Genomic DNA, 20,364 nt, shown 5'->3' with positions numbered 1-20,364 from the left:
AGCAGGCGGTCGCCGATGGGGCCGCGGCGCGAAGCAAGGTCAGGCGCCTGAAGCGCTCACGGTCGCTTCTCCTATCGCATCGGGGCATGAGTCGGGTAGAGAAGCGGCGGTGCGTGGCTCCCGGGTGCGGCTCAGTGGCGTCGCTGGGGATGCATTCTGCGACTCTAGAACGGATCCGCGCTTCAACCCCGCGCGATGATTTGCTCCCAGATCACCCGCTGCTGCTGATAAGCGCGTTGTCGTGCGACGCCAGCTCGCCCACGAACCACTCGAGCACCTCGACGAGTTGCCGTCGAGCAGAGCGGTCGGCGAAGACTTCGAGATCGAAAGAAGGTCGCTTCTCCAACCGGTCGGCGGGCAGGTCGACGCCGCTGACGGTATTGAGGCGACTGAGCAGCGCTTGTCGCAAAGGGAGCGAGTCGAACGGCGGGCGACTCCGCATGTGCTGGAAGACGACCTCGACACTGCCGCTCGGGTAGATGGTCAGCGGCCAGATGCTCTTCGACGCCGGACTGGAGCCGCGTGCAACCAGGAAGCAGGACGTCTCTTCCGCCGCCCCGAAGTCCAGAATGCCTCCGAGACGTTCCCACTCGTCGAGGAGCTCGACGACACCGTGGACGGTCGACGGAGCCTGCCTGTCGGCGAGACCGGCGAGGAACTCTGCTCGCTCGTTGTTCCCCTCATCCGGGACGAAGTCGATGTCGGAGTGGATCGAGAGCCCTACAAGCTCGGCGAGTTCCGGAACCGTCAGCTTGTGTCGGAGATCGGCGCGGCCGGCGGAGTCGAACGTCACACCTTCCGATGCCAGCAGCTCCTCAGGGGCGACGTCAGCATGCGGGCTGTCGGCGCCCCAGACAAAGCCGGGCGAGATCTGACCTGACTGCCTGAGGACGCGATAAGCGTTCGGCGCCGGAGCATGAATGAGGAACTGCCCGAGAGGGACGGGGTGGGTCCCGGCGACAGTCGCGATGTCGCCGTAGCTGGCCCACCGCCCCGCAGGAATCGCAGCGACGAGGTCGAGGACGAGCTTCCAGGAAATGCGCGATCCCCCAGAATCCGTGTCAGCGAGAGGGGCGGCCCAGGTGGAAATGATCCTGTCCGCGATGACGGAGCCGCGCTCGACGATCTGGCGGCGAGTCCAGGCTGTCTGGCCGGCGATCTCGCGATTGAGGCGGAAGCTCGACGCATCGAGGAGCTGCCGCTTCTCGGAGAACGGGCGATTGCTGAGCTCGGAGTTATACGAGGTCAGAGTCAGGTTCGCGAGCGTGTGCACATAGGACTCGTGCATCTCGTCGACGGTGTCGAAAGGTTCAAGGTCGCCGGCAAGCGCCTCGCGCCAGGTCTGACTGAGCTTCTGCGGCATGACGTGCTCGATGGTGGCCGCGCTGGGATCCGTGTGCTCCTTCGCGGTGACGTCTCTGTCGCGCCATTCGATCGGAGTCACGTCCTCGAGCCAGGCGAGGATCATCTTCCGTTGCGCGGGTCGGCCCTGGTAGTAGAAGGGCTTCGAGAGGACGGCTTCGCGGATCTGCGCGTCGGTTGCGAAGAACTTCCGCCCGACGGAGAAGTAGTGGTGGAGGGTCGACGCGACGTCCGACCCCCCGACTTCGAGAGGTGCGCGGTAGAGGATCCTCGACAGCGCCGCACTGCTTGCGCCGATCAGGACTCGTCGCACCATGAACGACTCGAGCAGCCGCAATGACTCGGCGACCTCGGAGGAGCTGACCGAGCCCGCCTCGCGCAGTCGGAGGAGGTGGAGGACGAGCGCATCGGTCGCTGAAAGCCCCCACTGAACATTGCGCTGCAGCGCGGCACGGACGGCCGTGTTCTGCTCGTTCTCGGGGTTCCGCATCACCGCCAGCAACTGGGCGAGTCCGCTGTACCGGCGGACCTCGGCGACGATCTGATCCGCATCGAGCGATCGCATTCGATCGACCTGCAGCGAGTAGATGTCGCCCTGCTTCGCATCGGGGGCGGACCAGATCAGGTCGATCCAGAAGAGCGCTTCGAGATCGGCCGGAGAGAGGGCCTTCTGCAGGGGCAGCCACCAGCTGTCGTAGATCTCCTCGCTGCGCGACCCGAGCCGCATGAAGATGTAGTTGCGCAGCAGGTCGCCCTGGGTCAGCTTGAGGCCGGTGTTGTTGAGCGATTCGAAGATCCGGTAGACGTTGTCGTGGGCGTGCGCCGTGATGGAGACGAAGACCAGGCCGTTGAGCACGGCCGACTCGATGCGACCCATGTCGTAGGCGTCGTCCGGATCATCCGCGCCGTGTAGTTTCGTGCGGAAGAACCGATAGGCGTCGAGCACGCCGGACGCCACGGACTGATCGACGTTCCCGTCGACGATGGCGCGGAACGCCTGCCTGTCGGCCTGCGTGGGCAGGACCTTCAGCCGATCGTCGCCGCGTTTGAACCGGTCGAACAGGTACGTCTCCTCGAGCCGCTGCACCTTCTCGGGGTACTCCGGCTCCGTCTCCGAGTAGTGGTCGCGCAGGGCGCAGATCAACAGGCTGAGCGTGGTGAGTCGCTGCTGCCCGTCGACCACGAGGAACTGCGACCCTGCCGGCCCGATCTCGCCCAGCGAAAGCACGAGGGAACCGGTGAAGTGAGTGGCGCCCGGAGTATTGAGACGCTGCTCGGCGAGGTCGACGACGTCGGACCAGAGCCGATCGAGCTGCTTCGCCGTCCAGGAGTACGGGCGCTGGTACAGCGGCACGCGGTACTGCTTGGCGCCCTCGAGGACCTGCTGGAGTCGGGTCTCTTGCACGTCCATGAGCGGTTGGTCCTGTTCTTCGGGTGGGCGGTGCCCTCAGAGTACGGGCGATCCCATGATCAGGATGAGTGGCACACACCTCCACTCTCGCTGACCTCAGGAACCTTCCGGAGCTCCTGCTACAGGGGATGATTTGGTCTCAATGTTCGAGTTCTGGCGCCCGCTGAGCGGTCCGCCCTCGGTGAGGTCGGGACCACGGCAGCGGATATCGCCTCCTCGTTCGCCGAGAACGAGCGACCTGGTGAAGACCTAACCGTCGGTCGCAGCCATCGACACGATGGGTTCACGAGCTACCGTCGCTGCATGAACGCGGTCGACGAACCGCTCAGCCAGAGTCGCTCGCGCGAAGTCCGGTGGCAGCGCCGCCGAGAACTTCAACCCGGAGACGGCGTCCGGCGAGATGTAAGGCAACGCAGTATCCAGAACGGCCTCGCGGAGAACCGAGACGTCGAACGCAGAAGTGAAACGCATCGACTCGTTCGTCGATCGCGCCTCGAACGCTGGTGGCAACGCCGCAGCCAGCGTCTCGTGCGCCTTGAGGCCGGCCAGGCTCCAGAGCTCGACGTGGGCGGAGTCGCGAGTCAGCACGAGTCCGTCAGCGTCCACCCGGCTCGACCAGCTCTCTCGGCCCACGGCCAGCGCCCTCCAGGCACGCTCCGACAGCTGGACGGGTGGCTCGGCGCCGAGAAGAACCTCTCTGCGGGCGCGGACCATGTCGAACGACTCGGGCAGCGCGCCTGACGACCACCGCACATTGCCGCGACTGATCTCCGGCTCGACCACGATGCGGTGCCGGCTCCAGTCGACGGAGACCACCCTCCACGCGTTCCCGGCCAGCAGCAACGGCTTCTCGCCGCGGATGATCGTGGCACTCAGAGAGATCGGCGCCACTCCACCGATCTCCTTCCGCCCGTGGACGACCGTCAGTTCGAGATCTGCCACGAAGGTGCTCAGGAGCTCGAGGAAGTTCTTACCTCCGAACTTCTTTTCGGCTGTCGGTCCGATGAAGACCCAGCCACCGTCACTGGCGAGAAAGCCTTCCTCGACGAGGTAGTCGAGCACCTCCTCGCCGTCGGCCATCACCAGGCTTCCCGCCCACCACTCATGCCAGGAGTCCCGAGCGAATCGGCCTTCCTGGAGAGCGAGTGCCAGGAACTGCTGCGCCGCGAGGTGCCGAGGGGAGGGCGGCGGAGTGATCGGCTCCACAAAGCCTGTCCCCCACAGGTGGAGCAATCCGGCTGCACGCAGGAAGGTCTCGTGCTCGGTGGTGAGGAACAGCGCGTTCCTCGCTGCGCCGGCCCGCCGTCCGGTCCGGCCGAGTCGCTGCAGGAACGACCCGACCGATCGCGGTGAATCGAGCTGGATCATGCGGTCGAGGTCACCGATGTCGATCCCGAGCTCGAGGGTCGACGTCGAGACGATGACGCAGTCACGGCTCTCGGCGAACGCCTGTTCGCTTCGTCGGCGTTCGTCCAGGGAGAGGGAGGAGTGCGAGATGAACGTGGTGACGCCGCGATCTCGCAGTTCGTAGGCGAGCTCCTCCGCCTGTTTCCTGGATTCACAGAAGGCGAGCCGCTTCTCGCCGGGGTGCAGCGCGGCTATGACAACTGCGGCGTTCTCGGTCGAGCCGACGTAATCGAGTGTGACATCCGGAGGCATCGGTGGATCGCCGGCAGTCACCACCCGGCTCGCGATGCCCGCACTCAGATTCGATCCCTGGAACCAGGCGAGGACGTCGCTCGGATTCCCGAGCGTCGCGGACAGTCCGATGCGCTGGATACGGTGCTCCGCGATGCGCTGGATCCGCTCCAGGACCGCGAGCAGGTGCCATCCGCGGTCACCGGCCGCGAACGAGTGGATCTCATCGGCGACGACGACCCGGAGTCCGCGGAACAGCAGCCGGTGGTCCACTCGTCGAGAGACGAGCAGCGCTTCGAGCGACTCCGGGGTCGTGAGAAGGATGTCCGGTGGTTCGCTGAGGATCTCCCGACGAGGGCCGTCTCCGATGTCTCCGTGCCAGAGGGCGACCCGTCGGCCGAGCCACGCGGTGTACTGCTCGAGCCGTGGGAGGAGATTGTTCAACAGAGCCTTCAGAGGAGCGACGTAGACGACGCTGAGTCCACTCCATCTTTCGTCCACCATCCGGGAGAGAAGGGGGAACGCCGCCGCCTCTGTCTTTCCTCCGGCCGTCGGGGCGATGAGGAGGCAGTCGGCGCCGGAGCGCACGGGCTCGATCGCTGCACGTTGCAGCGGCCGCAAGTCGTGCCAGCCGAGCGTATTCGCGACGTGGTACTCGAGCGCGCCCGCCAGTTCGGCGCCGTCAGACATCGAGCTGGATCGCGTCGAGGCCGCCCATCGCTGCGCGCTCGTCCTCATTCAGCTCGGCTGACGACACGGTGACGGACGAAGGCTCCATCGGCACAAAATCGGGGAACTGCTCGACCTTGTCGAGGATGTCGACGAGCTTCCGGAGATAGAGCCGTGGGGCGATCCCGACCTTGCCGCCGAGTCGACCGGCGACCGTCTCCGCGAGCGCCTTGAGATAGTCGTCGGTGACGAGTGCCCCGATCCGATCGGCCTCGGCACTGCCCGAGATGTAGATACCACGAACGCGCGTGCCCAGCTCCAGGAGACTGTCGCGCTGGAACCCGAGGAGCCGCACCTGCGGCGCCCGGGGGTTGTCCCATCGAGGATCCCCGCTGAAGTCGACTCCGAGCCGAGCAGCGAGTGGAGGGAGACGTTGCACCCCCTGTGTCCCGTCGAAGAACGCAGGCGTACCGGTGATGAGGACGTAGAGGCCAGGGAAGCGTCCCGCGTCGATCTCGTCGAGAAGCTGCCGGAGCGCGTTGAGGGATTTCTCGCGCACGTCGCTGCGCACTCTCTGCAGGGTCTCGACCTCATCCAGAACCAGCACGAGGCCGCGGTAATCCGAGTCGCGGAGAACGGCGAGGAGACCTTGGAGGAATCCGAACGCGCCGAAATGGTCGAGGTCACCGCGCACACCCGCGACGCGTCGGACGGACGCCGCGACGTGAGGCTGCCCGGCGAGCCATGCGGCGAGCCCGTCAGCGGTCTCGATATCTCCCGCGACGGTCGCGACGTGGTATCCCCGAAGGGCGGCAGCGAAAGCGGGAGCCGTGCTGGACACCGCAGCCAGACGCCGTTCCAGCAACGACTCGGTGAGCCGCGTGACCTCGCTGCGGTCGACGGAAGAGGCACCCGAGGCGATCGCATCCTCCTCGAGGACCCGAAGCCATCCGTCCACGACCTCGCGGAAGGCACTCGGCGGGGTCGCCTCGGTCGAGAGGTTCTCGGTCACTCTGCGGTAGATCGTCTCGAGACGGTGCAACGGTGTCTCCGTCTCCGAGATCTGCACTTCCGCAGTCGCGAATCCTCGCTGCTTCGCGGTCTCCGTCAGCCACCGCGCGAAGAAGGTCTTGCCCGCTCCGTATTCGCCGCGAACGGCCTTGAAGACCGCACCGCCGTCCGAGACGCTGTCCAGCTCGTCGATCACCGAGGCCTCGAAGCGATCGAGACCGACGGCCATGACATCCAGTCCGCGCTGAGGGACCGTGCCGCGGCGCAGGGCATCGATGATCTCGCGGCGCCGACGCGGGCTGACGGCCGTCATGATCCAGTACCCAACTCGAACTGCTCCTTGAGAAGCGCGAGGTCGAGAACCACAGTGACCCCGTCTGAATCCGTGTCGATGACCAGGTAGCCGTCCCGGTTGAGGACCCGGCGGAACGCCGCAAGGAGACCGGGCATCTTCGCACCCGGAACGGCAGCCCGGACGGCCAGGGTGTCGCGATGCGCGCGACCGCCGCCTGCCTGAAGAGCCGCGACGATCGCGCTTGCGACGCTGTCCTCGATCGGGTGACGACCGGCCATCTTGCGGCGGGCTCGGTAGATATCGCTCGTGATCAGCTGCTCGGCGGTGCTCGGACGAGATGTGGGAGCCTCTTCCGCGGTCGGCTCGATCTCGAACAGCGTCGACCCGCCGCGCACCGCCGGCTCCTTCGTCTTCGTCGCCCTGCGCTTGGGCGATGCAGGGGGCGGAGCCGTCGGCGCCCTGAGGGTTTCGTTCCACCACAACGGCTCCTGAGGGGGAGCCTCCACCCAACCGGCCGGGTCACCAGCACCGCGGGGCTTGGCGACGAGGATCGGAATGGTCAGCTCGGCGAGGGCTGCGCCTCCGTGGTAGCCCGCCTTCTTCGAGGCGTAGCGGAGGCCGTTGGAAACGGCGAGCACCGCGCTGCCGCCGGGGGCGAGGACGCGCGGGCCGCTGACGAGGACTTCGTCGGCCAGTGCGGTCCCCGTGGTGACCTCGCGCCACCGCGCCGACGACTGCGGGACACTCCGGAGCTCACTGCCGCGCTCGACGATGTGCCCGTGATCGGACGTGAGGATGACGGTTCGTCGGGCTTCGAGCGCGGCGTCGAGAACCGCTTCGAGGTGCGCTATCGAGCGCAGACTCCAGCGGAGTGAATCGACATCGGCGCTCGCCAATGCATCATCGATCGTGTTCAGCACGATGCCGACGATCTTTCGACCGGAGTCGGCGATCGCGTCGCTGACGACCGGCGGTAGCGCGTGTCCGGGCTCTGAACGCAGATCGTCTTTGTGGAACACCACTCCATCGACCGCTGTGGCGAACTGCGCCTTCTCGAGCTGCTGCGTTCCCTTGCGCAATGCTCCGGAGAAGAGCGAGGTGCGTGAGTACTCCGTCACGGTCGGCAGAGCTGCGAGGGCGGCACCGCGTCGCAGAGACGTCTTCCGGACGACCTCCGTCCAGCCCCGAGAGGGGAGGTCGGTCGCCAGTTCCACCGCTGAGGGCACGCTCATGCCGTCCAGAACGATGAGGAGGACCGGGCCGTGCGTGCTGAGCGGTACGACGAGGCGTGAAAGCATGCTCTCCACGGGGAGCACGGAGTCATCCGTCGACAGATCGCCGGTGAGTGCCCGTGCAGCGGTGGCGTCCGCGAGACGACGCTGGGTCTGCACCGCGTAGGCGAGCGCGCGGTACGCGCCGGCGAGGCTTCGATCGGTGTCACCGTCCCAGAGGTCTCCGAGGGCCCGCTCCGCCCAGGAGCCGTCCGCCGCGTAGGCGAGAATCGCGGAACTCAGGCCTACGGAGGAGGCGCGAGAGCCGCTCAGCCACCGGACGAGGCGCGCCGCCATGAGGGCGGTGGAACGGGACCGCTCGAAGGAGGAGCGCGCGCCATGCGATTCGATCCGCGAGAGCGCATCGTCGACGGCGAGAGATGCACGGGCACTCGGGACGGCTGCAGCGGCTTCGACCGCTTCCGCGAAGACCGAGACGCGGGCGCGAAGGCCGGCGTGGAGGAAATCGGATGCCGCCGCGCCCTCGGCCCAGCCGAGGTCTCCGCAGAGCGCTTCAGCCTGGTCGAGGACGGAACGAGCGTGCTCGTTGCCGTCGGCGAGCCATCGCTGGGCGATGAGCTTCGCGGAGGCGCCGTAGCGCTGCGCAGCCGATGCGCCCGGCGCCGTCCCCACGTACCTCTCGATTCTCACGCGGGCGGCGGCGACGGCGGTGTCCGGTGCAACGCGTCCGGATGCCCACAGCTCACCGACGACGAGCCCCACCGCGACGGAGGAGACACCACCAGGGGCGGACGCGGCGCGCAGCGCCATTGCCAGGTGCTGCTCGACATGGATGGCGGTCGCCTTTATGAGACCAGCGCGTGACTCCTCATCCAGGTCCGCAAGACGGGCCTTCACCCCGGGGTCATCGAGCGTCGCGAGCGCGGTGGAAGCAGCGAGAGCGTCGACGCGGTCGAGGCCGAGCATCGCCACGAGCATCGACTGGATGACGTGCTGAGCAGAGAGCACTCCACCCGGAGCCGGCATGAACCCGCGTTCTCGGCGGAGGGAGACGAGGAGCCGCGGAACCCAGGACCCGAGCGCGCGAACGGGCTGGGCGGGATACTCGCGCGCGCCGAACAGCGCCGGCACGATGTTCCACTCGTCCAGATCCGTGACCTTCTGCGTCTCTGCATCGAGCACGACCGCCGTACCCAGCTCGGATTCGGTCAGCGAGGTGAGCACGGCGATGAACTCGTCCTCGCTCGCGGAGCGCATCGCGTCGAGCGCGGCGAGCCCCGAGACGCCCTCCACAACGCGCACGGTGGCGTTGCCGACGGTGAGCGTCTCTGCTCCCGACCACGTCGGCTGTGCACGGACGAGGATCGTCCTCGCGCGTCGGCGCTCGCTCGAGAGCCAGGCAGTGAGGTGCTGACGAAGGGCAGGCTCGGTCACGGTCGACGCGGGCATGCTCAGTCAACCTGCCAGGTGATCGTGACGCTGCCGTCGGTGCCGACCTCCTGCTCGATCTCGGTGCGCAGCGTTCTCAAGAGCTCGTCGAGGTCGGCGACGACTGCGCTCCTCCGACGTTCCGCAGTCGGAGGGGGAGTGGTCGGGTCGAGGTCGGGCTTCGGGTCGGGATCGGGCTTCTGGTCGGTGCGCCGTACGACGAGCTCCCGGGCCTTCGTTGCAGCTGCCTTGAGACGCGGTTCCAATGCAACAACCGACTCGTCGACAACCGCAGCCTCCCGCAGCTGCGCAAGCGTTACGGCGAACGGAGCGCCGTGCTTTGCTTGTGCCGCAGCGATCATGTCCCAGTCGAGACCGTCGAGTTCGCGCGCGATCCGATCCGCCGAACCGTGCGAGCTGCGGATGGCGCTGAGCTCTGTCGGCAGGTCGAACGTCACGAGCGTCTCGATCAGCGCCTTGTCGCCGATTGTAGCGGACAGCGCCTCGGTCAACTCCGCCATTCGCCGCGCTGTGGCCAAGCGGCCCGTTGCGGCGGCGGCATCGATGCCGAGCACCTCCGCGTGCAGCTCGAGCGCCGCGCTGAGCGTCGAGGCCCGGCTGCTGACGACAGCGGCCCGAAGAGCAGTAGCGAATCGGCCGACCGCTCGCGGAGTCAGGTTCACCTCAGGGACTGTCCCGAAGATCGACCCGGCTCTCTGCTGCACGAGATCCCAGTCCTCCATGCTCGGCAGGTTCGCCTTCCGAGGGCTCGCTCCCTCAGGCAAGGATCCGATCGTCGGAACGCCGCCGCCGAACTCCCAGTTACCGAGCAGCGCCCAGGTGATGAGGACCGCGTCCTCCATCCCCCGTGTCATGCCCCACGACGCGAGCTTCCCGCGGAGAGCGCCGACGGTCATCGCAGGAGCGAGCTCGCCCTCCCAGCGTGCAAAGCGCCCACCCCAGCCGAAGTTCGTGGCGTCGATGACCAGCACGTTCTCATTCTGCGCACCCAGCCCCAAGGGAGCGATGATGTCCCTTGCGAGGCGCTGCTCGGCGGCGGCGAGTCCCTGGCGGCGCCCGCCCAGCTCGACCGTCGAGGTGACGAGGCCGAGCGCCTCCGCAAGTCGCCGATCGGTGACCTCCTCAGCCCCGAGATCCGGGTGATCCGGGAACTCGTCCCGCCAGACGGTCTCGAGAGCGTGCCGCAGACCAGCGAGAAGGGAGCCGGTCGGAGGCGGACTGATGGGGACACCGGGCGCGAGCGCCGAGAAGATCTCGTTGCCGGCGAGGTCGCTGCCGACGTTCGTCTCGTCAGGAGCGTTCACCCCGTACGCCTGCCGTAGCGCGGTCGTGAGGACGTCGCGGAGGGTCCGCCGCTGCGACTCGAGTGTCTGACGAGCGGGTCCGCGGTCGGCCTGCGTGAGGTGGTCGGCGTTCTGGTCGAAGCGGCTCCCCGTTAGGAGGTACTCGAGCAGGACGAGCTTGCCGAGATCGGCCTGGCGTGCCTCCGACAGGAAGTTGGGGATCCACGCGATGGTGTTCGACCCCCGCGTGCCCTCGCGGAGCTTCCGCAGCCGCGCCACATCGTCGGCAGGAGAATGCGTTCCGCTGTCGTAGGGGAAGTCGATGACCGCCCGCCACTCGGGGTCGCTGTGCAGGAGATCGCTGTCGAGCACGTCCGTGTCGTCTCGGACGTTGCCGAACTTCACGGTGACGACTCGCTTGTGACCCCGCCAGACGTGCGTCAGACGCTTCCCGACGAGCGTGTCGTCCGGCGGAAGCTGCAGTTCGGCCGCGATCAGCTTGCGGACGATCTCGCGTCGGGTGTGCAGGTTGTCCTCGGTCCGCACCCGGTCGAGGATCGAGTCGTAGTCGACGCCGCTGAGAGTCGCAGTGATGATCGGGTCCGCGCCGTCGCCGACGCTGATCTCGCCGAACTCGCTCGACCAACCACGGACGAGGGAGAGCACCTGCTCGGCCTCCGTGCCGGGAATGAAAGCGTCGATCGTTCCCCAGTTCAACGCGGCGAGTTTTGCGGCGGTGAGGTTCGCGAGCGACGTGGCCTCCGGTGCGAGAGAAGCGATGAGCACGGTCTTCGCGAGACGGTCCTCGGTGACGAACGCATGTCCGCGAGGCAGCCCTGCGACGTCACTCTCCGTGAGCCCGTGCTTGCGCATCAGGTAGGGCTTCATCTTCGACTCGTAGAAGCGCCGCGAGATCGCGAAGTGCTGCTTCATCTCCTCGGAAAGGGGCTGCGATCCACCGAGCACCACCGGCGCGTACAGGTCGCCTACCGGGATCACATCGCGCACCAGCAACACGTCGCGTCCATCGCTGAGCAGCTCGGCCATGAGCTTGAGCGCGGTTCGCTCGCGCTGCATGAGACTCGACAGGGCGACCATCGTGTCGACGAGCGCCGGACTGAATGGGTATACGTCGGCGAAGGCGCGCTCGTCGGAGTTCGCGTCGTCGCTGAGCAGGTAGCCCCAGGATGCGTAGTCCCGCTTCACCTCGGTCAGGGCGCGGCCGAGAGTGGTCGCGGCATCGGGCGAGATCGGCTGGAGGAGGCGCTGCTTGACGATCCTGGGTAGATCGGCGGCCTGAAGTTTGATCTTCGAGAACCGATCCTCCCAGTACTGGAAGAGCTGCCCTTGCGCTGCGCGCTCGGCACCGGCGATGTGCGAACCCAGGAAGTCGCGGAGGTCGCGCTGCCGAGCGAGGAAGGACGCAATGGGGACAGGAAGATTCGCGGCGGCGTTCTCGGCGAGCTGCACGACCTTCTCGATCTCGCCCTGGACCCATGCCTGATCGGCGAGGTGCTGGCCGAGCCAGAGCACGATCTCGTCGATCAGGAAGACGAGGCCCTGATAGCCGAGCGACTTCGCGTGTGAGGAGAGGGCCCGCAGCCCGTCCTTCATGGGCAACCATTCACCCGACCGCGCGTACCCCGCGAAGTAGGTGGAGACCAGGTCCCCGACGAGGCGGTCACGATCGGCAGAGCCCGGAGCTTGCTCGGCGGCTGCGTCGAAGCTCCGCGCATCCCACGATGCTCCGAAATCTCCCCATGCCGCATCGCCACCGCCAAGGCCGTCGAAGAAGGCGACATCACCGATGCGGGTTCGGAGCGTTCGCGCATCGGCGAGGAGGGAGTCGCTCGCGTGCAGCACAGGTGCCGGCGCGTCGGGATGCTTGCTCGCCACGGTGTTGAGGTAGCCGCCGAAGATCGCATCCTCGAAGGAGCGTGCGCCGAGCAGGTTGAAGTCGAGGACGAGCAGCTTGCGCTCGAGGGTCTCCTGGCGGGTGGCGATGACGGGTGCGAGCCCAGGGATTTGCCTGGCCGCGATACTGCCCGACAGCAGGAGGTGGAGCACCGCCATGTAGTGGGATTTTCCGGAGCCGAAAGACCCGTCGAGGAACGAGCCGCGCGACGACTGACTGCGGAGGGCGCTCGTGACGAGATCGAGTCCAGCCGCGAGCGCGCCGGCGATCGCCTCGGTAACCACGTAGTCCTTGATGGTCTGCTCGTGCCGGGCGACACCCTCATCGAGCTTGATGACGAAGTCGGCCGCCTCGACCCGTTCCGGCAGCCGGATCAGGTCTCGCAGGGGAGAGTTCAGGGAGTAGTCGGTCACGAAGCGCTCCTTCTTCCGCGCGTCGGCGCGGGCGGTCGCCAGGCGGCGATGTCGTCTCTGCCGAGACCCAGGCGGTCGAGCAGCGTGGTGATGAGTCCGGAGATCGCGACGGCAGGGCTCACACCGCTGCGAGCGTCGAGCTCATCGTGCCACTGCTTCAGCCAGGGCTCGAGCTCGATCAGGGCGCCGACGAGAGGGATGACCTGCTCGTCCGGTGCACCCGCGCGGGACAGCTCGTTCGTCAGACGGGAGATTGCCTGCCCGCGCTCCGCGTGGTCCCAGCCGGCCCAGCTGAAGAGAGCCGTCGAATCGTCGGGGAGCGTGCTGCCGGGGAACGAGAGGAACCGCTCCTTGGGAACGTCGAGCTTCCCGCGGGCGGACCAGTAATTGGTCTTGAGGAAATCGGCAGGCTTGTACTTCGGCGGCACCGGCACCTCGACGAGCTCGCCGCGATCCTCCGCACGCTGGAGCTCCCAGACGCGCTCCCACTCATGGAACTTCTCGAGACCGGTCATCTTGTAGCGGAGTGCCGCAAGCGCGGGGACTGCCTCGAGAGCGAGTAGTTTGCCCACCTCGACGGTGAGGTCGAAGTCCTGCGATCCGGCGTGAATCACCAGCAACTCGCGGAACTGTTCGTCGCGCCGTAGCTCATCCGCCACCTGAGCGGCGGAGCGAACGAGCGGCCGACCCGACGCGTCGCGCCAGAGTTCGGCTGCTTCGAGGCGGTCGAGAAGCGCGTTCTGCGTCGCCTCCACAAGCAATTCCTCCCAGTTCGCAACCGCCCAGCGACGCTTGTACTCGGGCTGCTCCAGCAACCGGAGGAACGGAATCGTCTCGATCGCCGCGAGGCGCCGCTCGGCGACATCCCGATACGACTCGGGCAGATGACCTGGGAGCGCCGTCAGCGGCTTGCGCCGGTGACGGTCGAACCAGGAGGTCTGCGTAGTCCCGGCAGCCAGCTCCCGGGCAAGTCGTATCTCGAAGACCCGCTCATTCGGATCGATTTCCACCGCCTCAGCCCGGTCGAAAGCAAGCTCTTCCCCCACCAGCCCGTAAGCGACGTACGTGCGCCAGTCGAGTTCTTCCTGGAGTGCAACAAGTTCTCGCCCCAGTTGCAGCCAAGTCGCTTCCGCCTGGGGGATCGCAGACGGACCGGGCCCGCTGAGGACAGCCTTGGGTGCCATGGATGCTCGAACTCGCGCAAGCTCATCGATCCTCCTAGCCAGGCCGCCGGACCGTTCAATCGGAAGCGGAAATGCGTCGAGCTTCGTTCCAGTGAACTCGTAGCGCGGCTCCCAGGCTTCATCGCCGATCCCACCGCCGATCCCGCCGTTGCCCTTATTCTGGCTGACCTGCTTGAGCCAGAAGCAGGCGGTGGAGGAGTTGAGGACGCCGAGCAGGTCGTAGTGGTCGTCCTCCGTCGCCCCCTCCGGCAACTTGATCACCGGCGCCGACTGCTTGAAAACTTTGCCTCCACGATCGAGCACGAAGTGATTATGCGTCGCCACAAACGCAAACGTGATCGTGAGTTGGGTGCGTAACTTGTTGACGTACAATTCTTGCCATTCCCACCACGTCAGTCCCCGTTCAAGCATCGGAGTCCCAAACCTGCGCCGACGATTTAACGCATTTCGAAACTGCCAAAAGAGATGTTCGGCCCCTACTTCGATAGCCTCGTATGCGAGTACGTCAAAGTCTTCAGAGTAAGGCCAGATTGCAGCTTCGCTCGCACGCAACTCGTAGTCGCGGATACTTTCGCCTTCGACGAGTGGCCGCGTGGAGAGGATTCCCAAGCGCGTTCCCGTTCTCTTCGCGCCGAGCATATAAAAAGAGTCTTCGCCCGTCACGGAAGTGATGCCAAGGCTGACCGAAACTGCTCCTACAGTGGTAGCGGCCGAACTTTCCAGCTGTTCTTTCAACGCTCCGGATCCTCCCCCTGAAAGAGACCATGGGAACGTTGTGAAGGACGAGCGGGGCAGATCTGCGATAGACACATAGGTGCCGTTGTATCCAGGCCGCTCGAAGTGGACTATGAGCTCGCTCCAGACCCGCCCCTTAGCGGCGATTTCCGGCTGACCGGGCTCTCCGCGGACTCCTAGAGCCGCGCGCACGGTTCCTGCTTGCGGTCGCCGCGGTCTCCCAATAACGATCACCGTCGGTGTCCCATGGCCTGGGATGTAGGCCCCGGAAGTGTCGATCACGTGAGTCAGGTCGACGTATTCTGGGGAAATGCCCGTATATCTCCCAGAAAGAAAATTTGTTATGAGCTTCTTGCCGAATTCACGCTTCATAAAGGAGTTTGAGGTGATTTGCCCTACATATCCCGCTCCGCCTCCGTTCTGCCGCTTTGCGAGTCGGAAAAGAAGTTCCATGAATGGTACCGAGAGCGCGTACTTGCCATGACAGGTCGAGTAAAGCGCGCGGTACTGATCGCGAAGCTTGGCGTCAGGCGGCTGAATGTAGGGAGGGTTGGCCACCACGACGTGGTATTGGCCATCCGTGAGTATTCCTGTGTAGTCGCGAAGGTCTTCCGTGTCGTACTCGAAGTACTCGCCGTCACCGAGGTCGAGCGTGGATGACTGGTTCACGCTCCCGAGCAGTGAGTCACCGATCGCGAGCCGGTAGCGGAAGGCGGGCGCCGCGGTGAGCGTCGGGATGCCGGCGGCCTTAATAGCTGCGACGGTGAGGCGGAAGCGGGCGATAGCGACCGCGAAGGGGTTCAGGTCCACGCCGTGCACGGAGTCGAGCGCGCGTTGCACACGCTCGCCCTTGTCGAGGCCGGGTGCGACTGCGGCCCACTCGGCAGTGAGCCGCTCGAAGGCGCCGAGGAGGAAATGCCCGGATCCACAAGCGGGATCGATGAGCTTCAGCCCGGTGAGCCCGAACTCCGCGATCGCGGGAGTCAGGGTGTGATCGAGAATGAACTCCTCGATGAAGTCCGGCGTCTGGAGCAGCGCGTAGGTCTTCTTCGCGTAGTCTGAGAGGTCCTGATACAGGTCGCCGAGGAAGCGAGTGCCGAGCTCGGCGTCGCTGAAGTCGTGCACCAGCTCGCCACTCGGAGTGGTTCGGCGGAAGAAGGCGAGCAGTCCGTCGGACGCGTCCGCCGAGATCGGTGCATGCCAGACGGCCGAGTGCTGCTGATCGACGAGAGTCCGGCCGGCGGGCAGATCGGCGAGAGCGCGGAAGGCGTTCTGCATCCAGTCGCGGCTGGTCATGGTCGGAGAGGCTGCGTAGAAAGCGGCCTCGTTCTCCACAGCCCTGTCGAGCCCCTCGCCAGGGGCGGCGAACCACGGCTGAGCAATCGGACGGTCGTTCCGCTGGGCGCCGGCGAGCAGACCGTTGTCTTCGGCGAAGCGGATGAACACACTTGCGAGGATCCAAGAGACGGCGGCTTGGGCGACCTCGCCATCGCGCCAGGCGATCCAGGCGAGGCCTGTGCGCTCGCGCCGCGTCGCAGCGTCGTGCTCCTCGCGGAGGCGCGCTCCCCACGAGTTCTCGACGTCGTCGGCGCGTGCACGGAGATCTGCCTCGAGCAGCTTGAGCTGGCGCTTCAGATCGGCGAGGAGGAGGGCTGAGTCGATCACGGGGTGCCGATCTTTCGGTGCGTCGTTGAGGCGGGCAGTTCGGAGCCGGTGGGATCGAGATCCCCGAGTGACAACTCGAGCCATCCGTCCGCGCCGAAGGGGAAGGGTGACCCGTCGAGGTCAGGGGTACCGCTGGAGAGCGGCCTCGGCAGGAGGAACCAGCGCGCTGCGGCACGCGATGTGCCGAGGTCGGTCACTTCAGCGAGCAGATCAACGAGGTCGAGGCGAGCGAGCACGGCCGCGTTCAGGAAGATCATCGGCTCCGGTTCGACCAGAAGGTTCTGCCAGGCAGGAGTGATGGATAGACGAGCGAGATTCAGAAGGTTTCGTCGATCCTGAGAACCTGACGGCTGACCGTCAGCGCGAACCACGACGGGCCACGCGACGCGTTTCGACTCCGCCGTCACTTTCAAGGCACCGAGGGCGAGATCGGCCAGATCGACAACGCGGAGGCCATGCTCGTGTGCCAGGCGAGTTGCCGTGAGAGCGAGCCCTCGTTGACGCGATGTGACGAGAACAACGGCGCCCTTGTCTCGCAGGGAGCCGCTCAGCCGGCTCGCGACCACCGGATCATCGGCAGGCCGCCCCCAGACCGTCGAGGTGCCCGTGCGACTCGATGACTGCAGGTCGGAATCGCGAAGCCTGTATCTCGCCTCGTCATCGCGCCACTCGAGATACGGCATCGCGGTCATGACGGCGGTGTCGAGAGCGGGTCGCCTCGGGATGGTGTGGATCGCGGGGAAGCGCGCACGGACGCGCTGCTCGATCGTGACGACTGCGAGGTCCTGTGTCGCAGCACCGCGAAGCGCCAACTCGACAGCTCGCGCGGGGTCGAGATCAGCTCGATACGCCTCCCCGACCGACGAGAGGCGCCCCATTGCAGACAGCCCGACAGCTAGCTGAGCGACCCGGGAGTTGGAGAGCCGAAGAGCCGGTTCGTCTTCGGCGAGCAGCGTTTCGCGAAGGCGAGTCGCCGGGACGACGTCCTCATCGACGAGGAGTCGGTCGACCAGCTGTGCGTGCCGGAGCAGTACCTCGAGGTGGAGCTCCGCGTCGTCGAACGAGAAGCCGCTGCCATCGTCCGGAGCGAACGCGACGGCGGTGCCCGATCGTTGCCGAAGGGTCTGGAAGACGAAGCGAGGCGCACTCAAGCGAGTGTCGAGCTCGAGGATCGTGCGGACGACTTCGTTCGCAGGCTGTCTCCGCTTTCCCTCATCGAGCGTTGACCCGTACTCGCGGAGTAACTTCGTCGAGACCTCGTCGAGGGTCGCTATTCCTCCGAGCTCTTGCACCCAGCGAGCGGTGTCTGCAGTAGGGCCCTTCAGCGTGCTGTTCTTGCGCAGTCGCCTGTACTGGTCTTCCACGGATTCGCCAGATTTCTGCGAGACCGAACCGAAGAGGGACTCGACGGAGCGGCGTCCTGCTTGCGCTGGTGGCTCCACGATCTCGGTCGCGGACGTCAGCCGCTGACGCCACTCGCGAGTCCGGGACTGAATCTCGCGCCGCACCTGCTCACCGAGGCCACGAACTCCATTGATCGTCATCGGCGGGATCCCCAGCAGCTGGCCGACCGTCTTCGCTTTGACCCTGCTGAGGGCTGAGAGAGCTCGGGCGCTCAGCCCGGCATCCGATAGCGGAGTATCGAGCGTAGCGGTGGCTGCTTTCGCGTCGTTGGCCTCCGCGTCTTGCTCGTCGGTTCGTGCGCCTACGAGTGCTGTGCTCCAGGCCTTCCGCATTTCGTCGAGCGATAGGTGCCGGTCCGACACCTTCGGTGCCAGCGCCGCCCGGAAGAATGCGCTGAGGCCCTCGGCAACGCTCGGATCGAAAGACGAGGTTTCGACGACAGGTGAATCCGTCGCGTTGATCGGCGCATCACCCGAGGGCCACCAGACCGGGTAGCTCGTCGACAGTTCGAACAACGTCGCGGCGATGGCGAAGCGTTCGGCAGCGCTGTCGTACTGCGACCGCCCGCCCGACCCGAGGTAAGGGTCGAGATAGGGGCGCGAGCCCGCTTTGACGTTCTCGAGGGGCTCCTCCGCCAGGGAGAAGTCGAACAGCATGAGCCGCGGCTTCCGATTCCCTGGGTCGGGCTTCACCGCGAGGTTCGACGGCTTGATGTCCCGGTGGAAGACGCCGCGTTTTGCCATGTGGTGAGCCGCTTCAAAGAGGTCGTCCGCCCACCGCTCCAGCTGCTCGATCGTCGCCTTCCCCTCGAGGCGGATACGGTCGGCAAGCGTTTCTCGCCCCGCGTCCGTCATCAGGAGCCCCTGGCGAGTGCCGACAGCGAGGGGCCCGTCGAGTCGTTTCACGATGCGAGGGCTGTCCAGGCGGTCGAGGACATCTGCTTCGATAGCCAGCCGCGCGGCGGCCGCATCGTCCTTCGCAAGCTTGAGGATCACCTCGGCATGGTTGTTGGTGTAGTCGGTCACCTGGAGGGCGACACCAGTCGAGCCGGAGCCGCGGCGCTGCTCGATTTCGAATCGCTCGTCCAAGTAATCACCGATCAGTGCGTCCAGCGGATCGCCCCGAGCGGGTATGGGCTCCTTGGCGCGACGCTCAGCGCGTCGCGCCAACTCGAACGAGGTTTGGAACTCTCCGACATCGAGAAGGCGGAGTTCTTCGTGGAAGGCGGTCGCTTCGAGGATGACTGCTGCGTGGGCGTCCGAGACCTCCGGCGTCACGGCCCGCGGGTCGAGGCCCACTGCGCCAGACGCGATGAGTGCTTCGAGTGCAGGCAGGTTTGCGGCGGGCGGCTGCTGAGTGAGGAGGAGGAAGGCGAGCGCACCGAGCCCGTAGACGTCCAATGTCTGCGCCGAATCCGGCGCCGAACCGCGCAGCGTTTCAGGAGCGAGATACAGCATTGCGTCCTGCTCCACGAGCCCGAAGATGTTGGTGATCCCGCGGGACAGCAGCGTGGCGGTCGTCGTTCCGGCTTCCGGTCGACGCGCGAGATCCCAGTCGCGGATGCGGAGGGTCGTCTCGTCTGCGCTCGATGTGACTCGAACGCTGACCGGCGACAGGGCGCGGTGGGTGAGCCGCTGCCCATGGGCGAATCGCACCAGCTCGGCGAGCTGCTGCACGAGACGCTCGCGATCTGCGAAGTCGAGGTCGTCGGCATGCTCAGCGAGGTACTCCCCGAGGCTCGCCTCATCCGGATCGTGCGCAAAGACGAGGGCCGGACCCTCCTCGGAGTCGAGCAGCTCCGTCGGTCCGATGATGCCCGGATGGATGACGCCATAGGTCAGCCGGAACTCCCGCTGAGCGCGCCGATCGACCTCTGCCCGAGCGTCCTTACTCGAGCCCTTGGGGTACGGGAAGAGGCGGATGCGGTGCTTCGTTTTGGCTCGAGGGTGGGTGACGATGAAGTCCTGCCAGCCGGGACCCTCGCCGAGCGGATCTAGCGAATTGAGAGCGAATTGGCCGATCATCCGCTGCTTCGCGCGTGGCATCAGGCCGGCAGCATTCATGAGCGCATCGATGGTCTTCGCTGCGGTGCGATCGATGAGGGATTGCGTCGGCGGCGCCACGATCACCTCCGAGAACAATCGGAGGGGCTCTCCAGCGCTCTTCACCTTGTAACCATCGAGTGCGAACACCGCCTCTGCCCCGTATCGATCGAGGTTCACCCGTGAGTCTTGTCCGTGCAGGACGACAGCCTCGACGACGAAGGGCACCGTGTTGGCAGGAGCACCGTTGGCCCGCGCGAGATCCTTCAGGACGCTGGCGAGTCGTTTCGCCTTGAGATTGGCCAGCTTGCGGGGGTTCGGCTCGCGCCGGCCCGCGTGCATCCAGCTGTGCTGGTCGCCTGAGACGTCTCCGTGCCAGCCTTTCAACTCGACGAGGAGCAGACCCGCCCGGGTGAGGATCAGAACGTCAACTTCGTTGAGCTTGCCGTCGCTGTCCGTGAAGCTGACGTTCGCCCACGCTCGCGCGACGCCGTCGTCCGGGAGGAGCTGGCACACGCGCGCAAGCGCTGCGGCTTCTACAGCCTGCGCGGGGTCGCCCATCACCCGCCACAACGGTGAGTCCGCTCGCATCGTCACCAGCCTTCAAGAATCACAAGATCTTCAATCTATAGCTCAGGTACGACCTTGCCGTAGCC

At 66.1% G+C, this 20,364-nt stretch carries 7 protein-coding genes; all 7 read right to left on the bottom strand.

From position 1 onward, the window contains the following. Positions 1-211 precede the first annotated feature (211 nt). Positions 212-2,773: a DUF262 domain-containing protein gene (locus C5C25_RS07420; RefSeq protein ID WP_104250218.1), complete on the bottom strand. Its 2,562-nt coding sequence runs from the start codon at positions 2,771-2,773 to the stop codon at positions 212-214. Between the two features lie 249 nt (positions 2,774-3,022). Further along, positions 3,023-5,101, bottom strand: a complete 2,079-nt coding sequence (locus C5C25_RS07415; protein ID WP_104250297.1) for a DEAD/DEAH box helicase — start codon at positions 5,099-5,101, stop codon at positions 3,023-3,025. After that, positions 5,094-6,404: a BREX system ATP-binding protein BrxD gene (gene brxD, locus C5C25_RS07410; protein ID WP_181133662.1), complete on the bottom strand. Its 1,311-nt coding sequence runs from the start codon at positions 6,402-6,404 to the stop codon at positions 5,094-5,096. Before brxD ends, C5C25_RS07415 begins: the two co-directional genes overlap by 8 nt. Then, positions 6,401-9,067 (bottom strand): BREX-2 system phosphatase PglZ, encoded by a 2,667-nt coding sequence (pglZ, locus tag C5C25_RS07405; protein ID WP_104250217.1) that lies wholly within the window; start codon positions 9,065-9,067, stop codon positions 6,401-6,403. Before pglZ ends, brxD begins: the two co-directional genes overlap by 4 nt. A 2-nt stretch (positions 9,068-9,069) precedes the next feature. Further along, the gene (locus C5C25_RS07400) at positions 9,070-12,678 is read right to left on the bottom strand and encodes a hypothetical protein (protein ID WP_104250216.1); all 3,609 of its coding nucleotides are present in this window, start codon (positions 12,676-12,678) and stop codon (positions 9,070-9,072) included. Next, the gene (gene pglX, locus C5C25_RS07395; RefSeq protein WP_219814391.1) at positions 12,675-16,262 is read right to left on the bottom strand and encodes a BREX-2 system adenine-specific DNA-methyltransferase PglX; all 3,588 of its coding nucleotides are present in this window, start codon (positions 16,260-16,262) and stop codon (positions 12,675-12,677) included. The genes C5C25_RS07400 and pglX overlap by 4 nt, the downstream gene beginning before the upstream one ends. Beyond that, positions 16,259-20,269, bottom strand: coding sequence for an NERD domain-containing protein (locus C5C25_RS07390; RefSeq protein ID WP_258069371.1), 4,011 nt, complete (start codon positions 20,267-20,269; stop codon positions 16,259-16,261). Before C5C25_RS07390 ends, pglX begins: the two co-directional genes overlap by 4 nt. Between the last annotated feature and the right edge of the window lie 95 nt (positions 20,270-20,364).

The sequence above is a fragment of the Rathayibacter sp. AY2B9 genome (genome assembly GCF_002931595.1).
Taxonomy (GTDB): domain Bacteria; phylum Actinomycetota; class Actinomycetes; order Actinomycetales; family Microbacteriaceae; genus Rathayibacter.
Note: the sequence above shows the minus strand (reverse complement) of the source record. Positions and strands in the feature narration are given on the sequence as shown.

Excerpts from the sequence above, each read along its gene's own strand:
- C5C25_RS07420 (WP_104250218.1), bottom strand. The coding sequence starts at position 2,773 with ATGGACGTGCAAGAGACCCGACTCCAGCAGGTCCTCGAGGGCGCCAAG.
- C5C25_RS07415 (WP_104250297.1), bottom strand. The coding sequence starts at position 5,101 with ATGTCTGACGGCGCCGAACTGGCGGGCGCGCTCGAGTACCACGTCGCG.
- brxD (WP_181133662.1), bottom strand. The coding sequence starts at position 6,404 with ATGACGGCCGTCAGCCCGCGTCGGCGCCGCGAGATCATCGATGCCCTG.
- pglZ (WP_104250217.1), bottom strand. The coding sequence starts at position 9,067 with ATGCCCGCGTCGACCGTGACCGAGCCTGCCCTTCGTCAGCACCTCACT.
- C5C25_RS07390 (WP_258069371.1), bottom strand. The coding sequence starts at position 20,269 with ATGGGCGACCCCGCGCAGGCTGTAGAAGCCGCAGCGCTTGCGCGCGTG.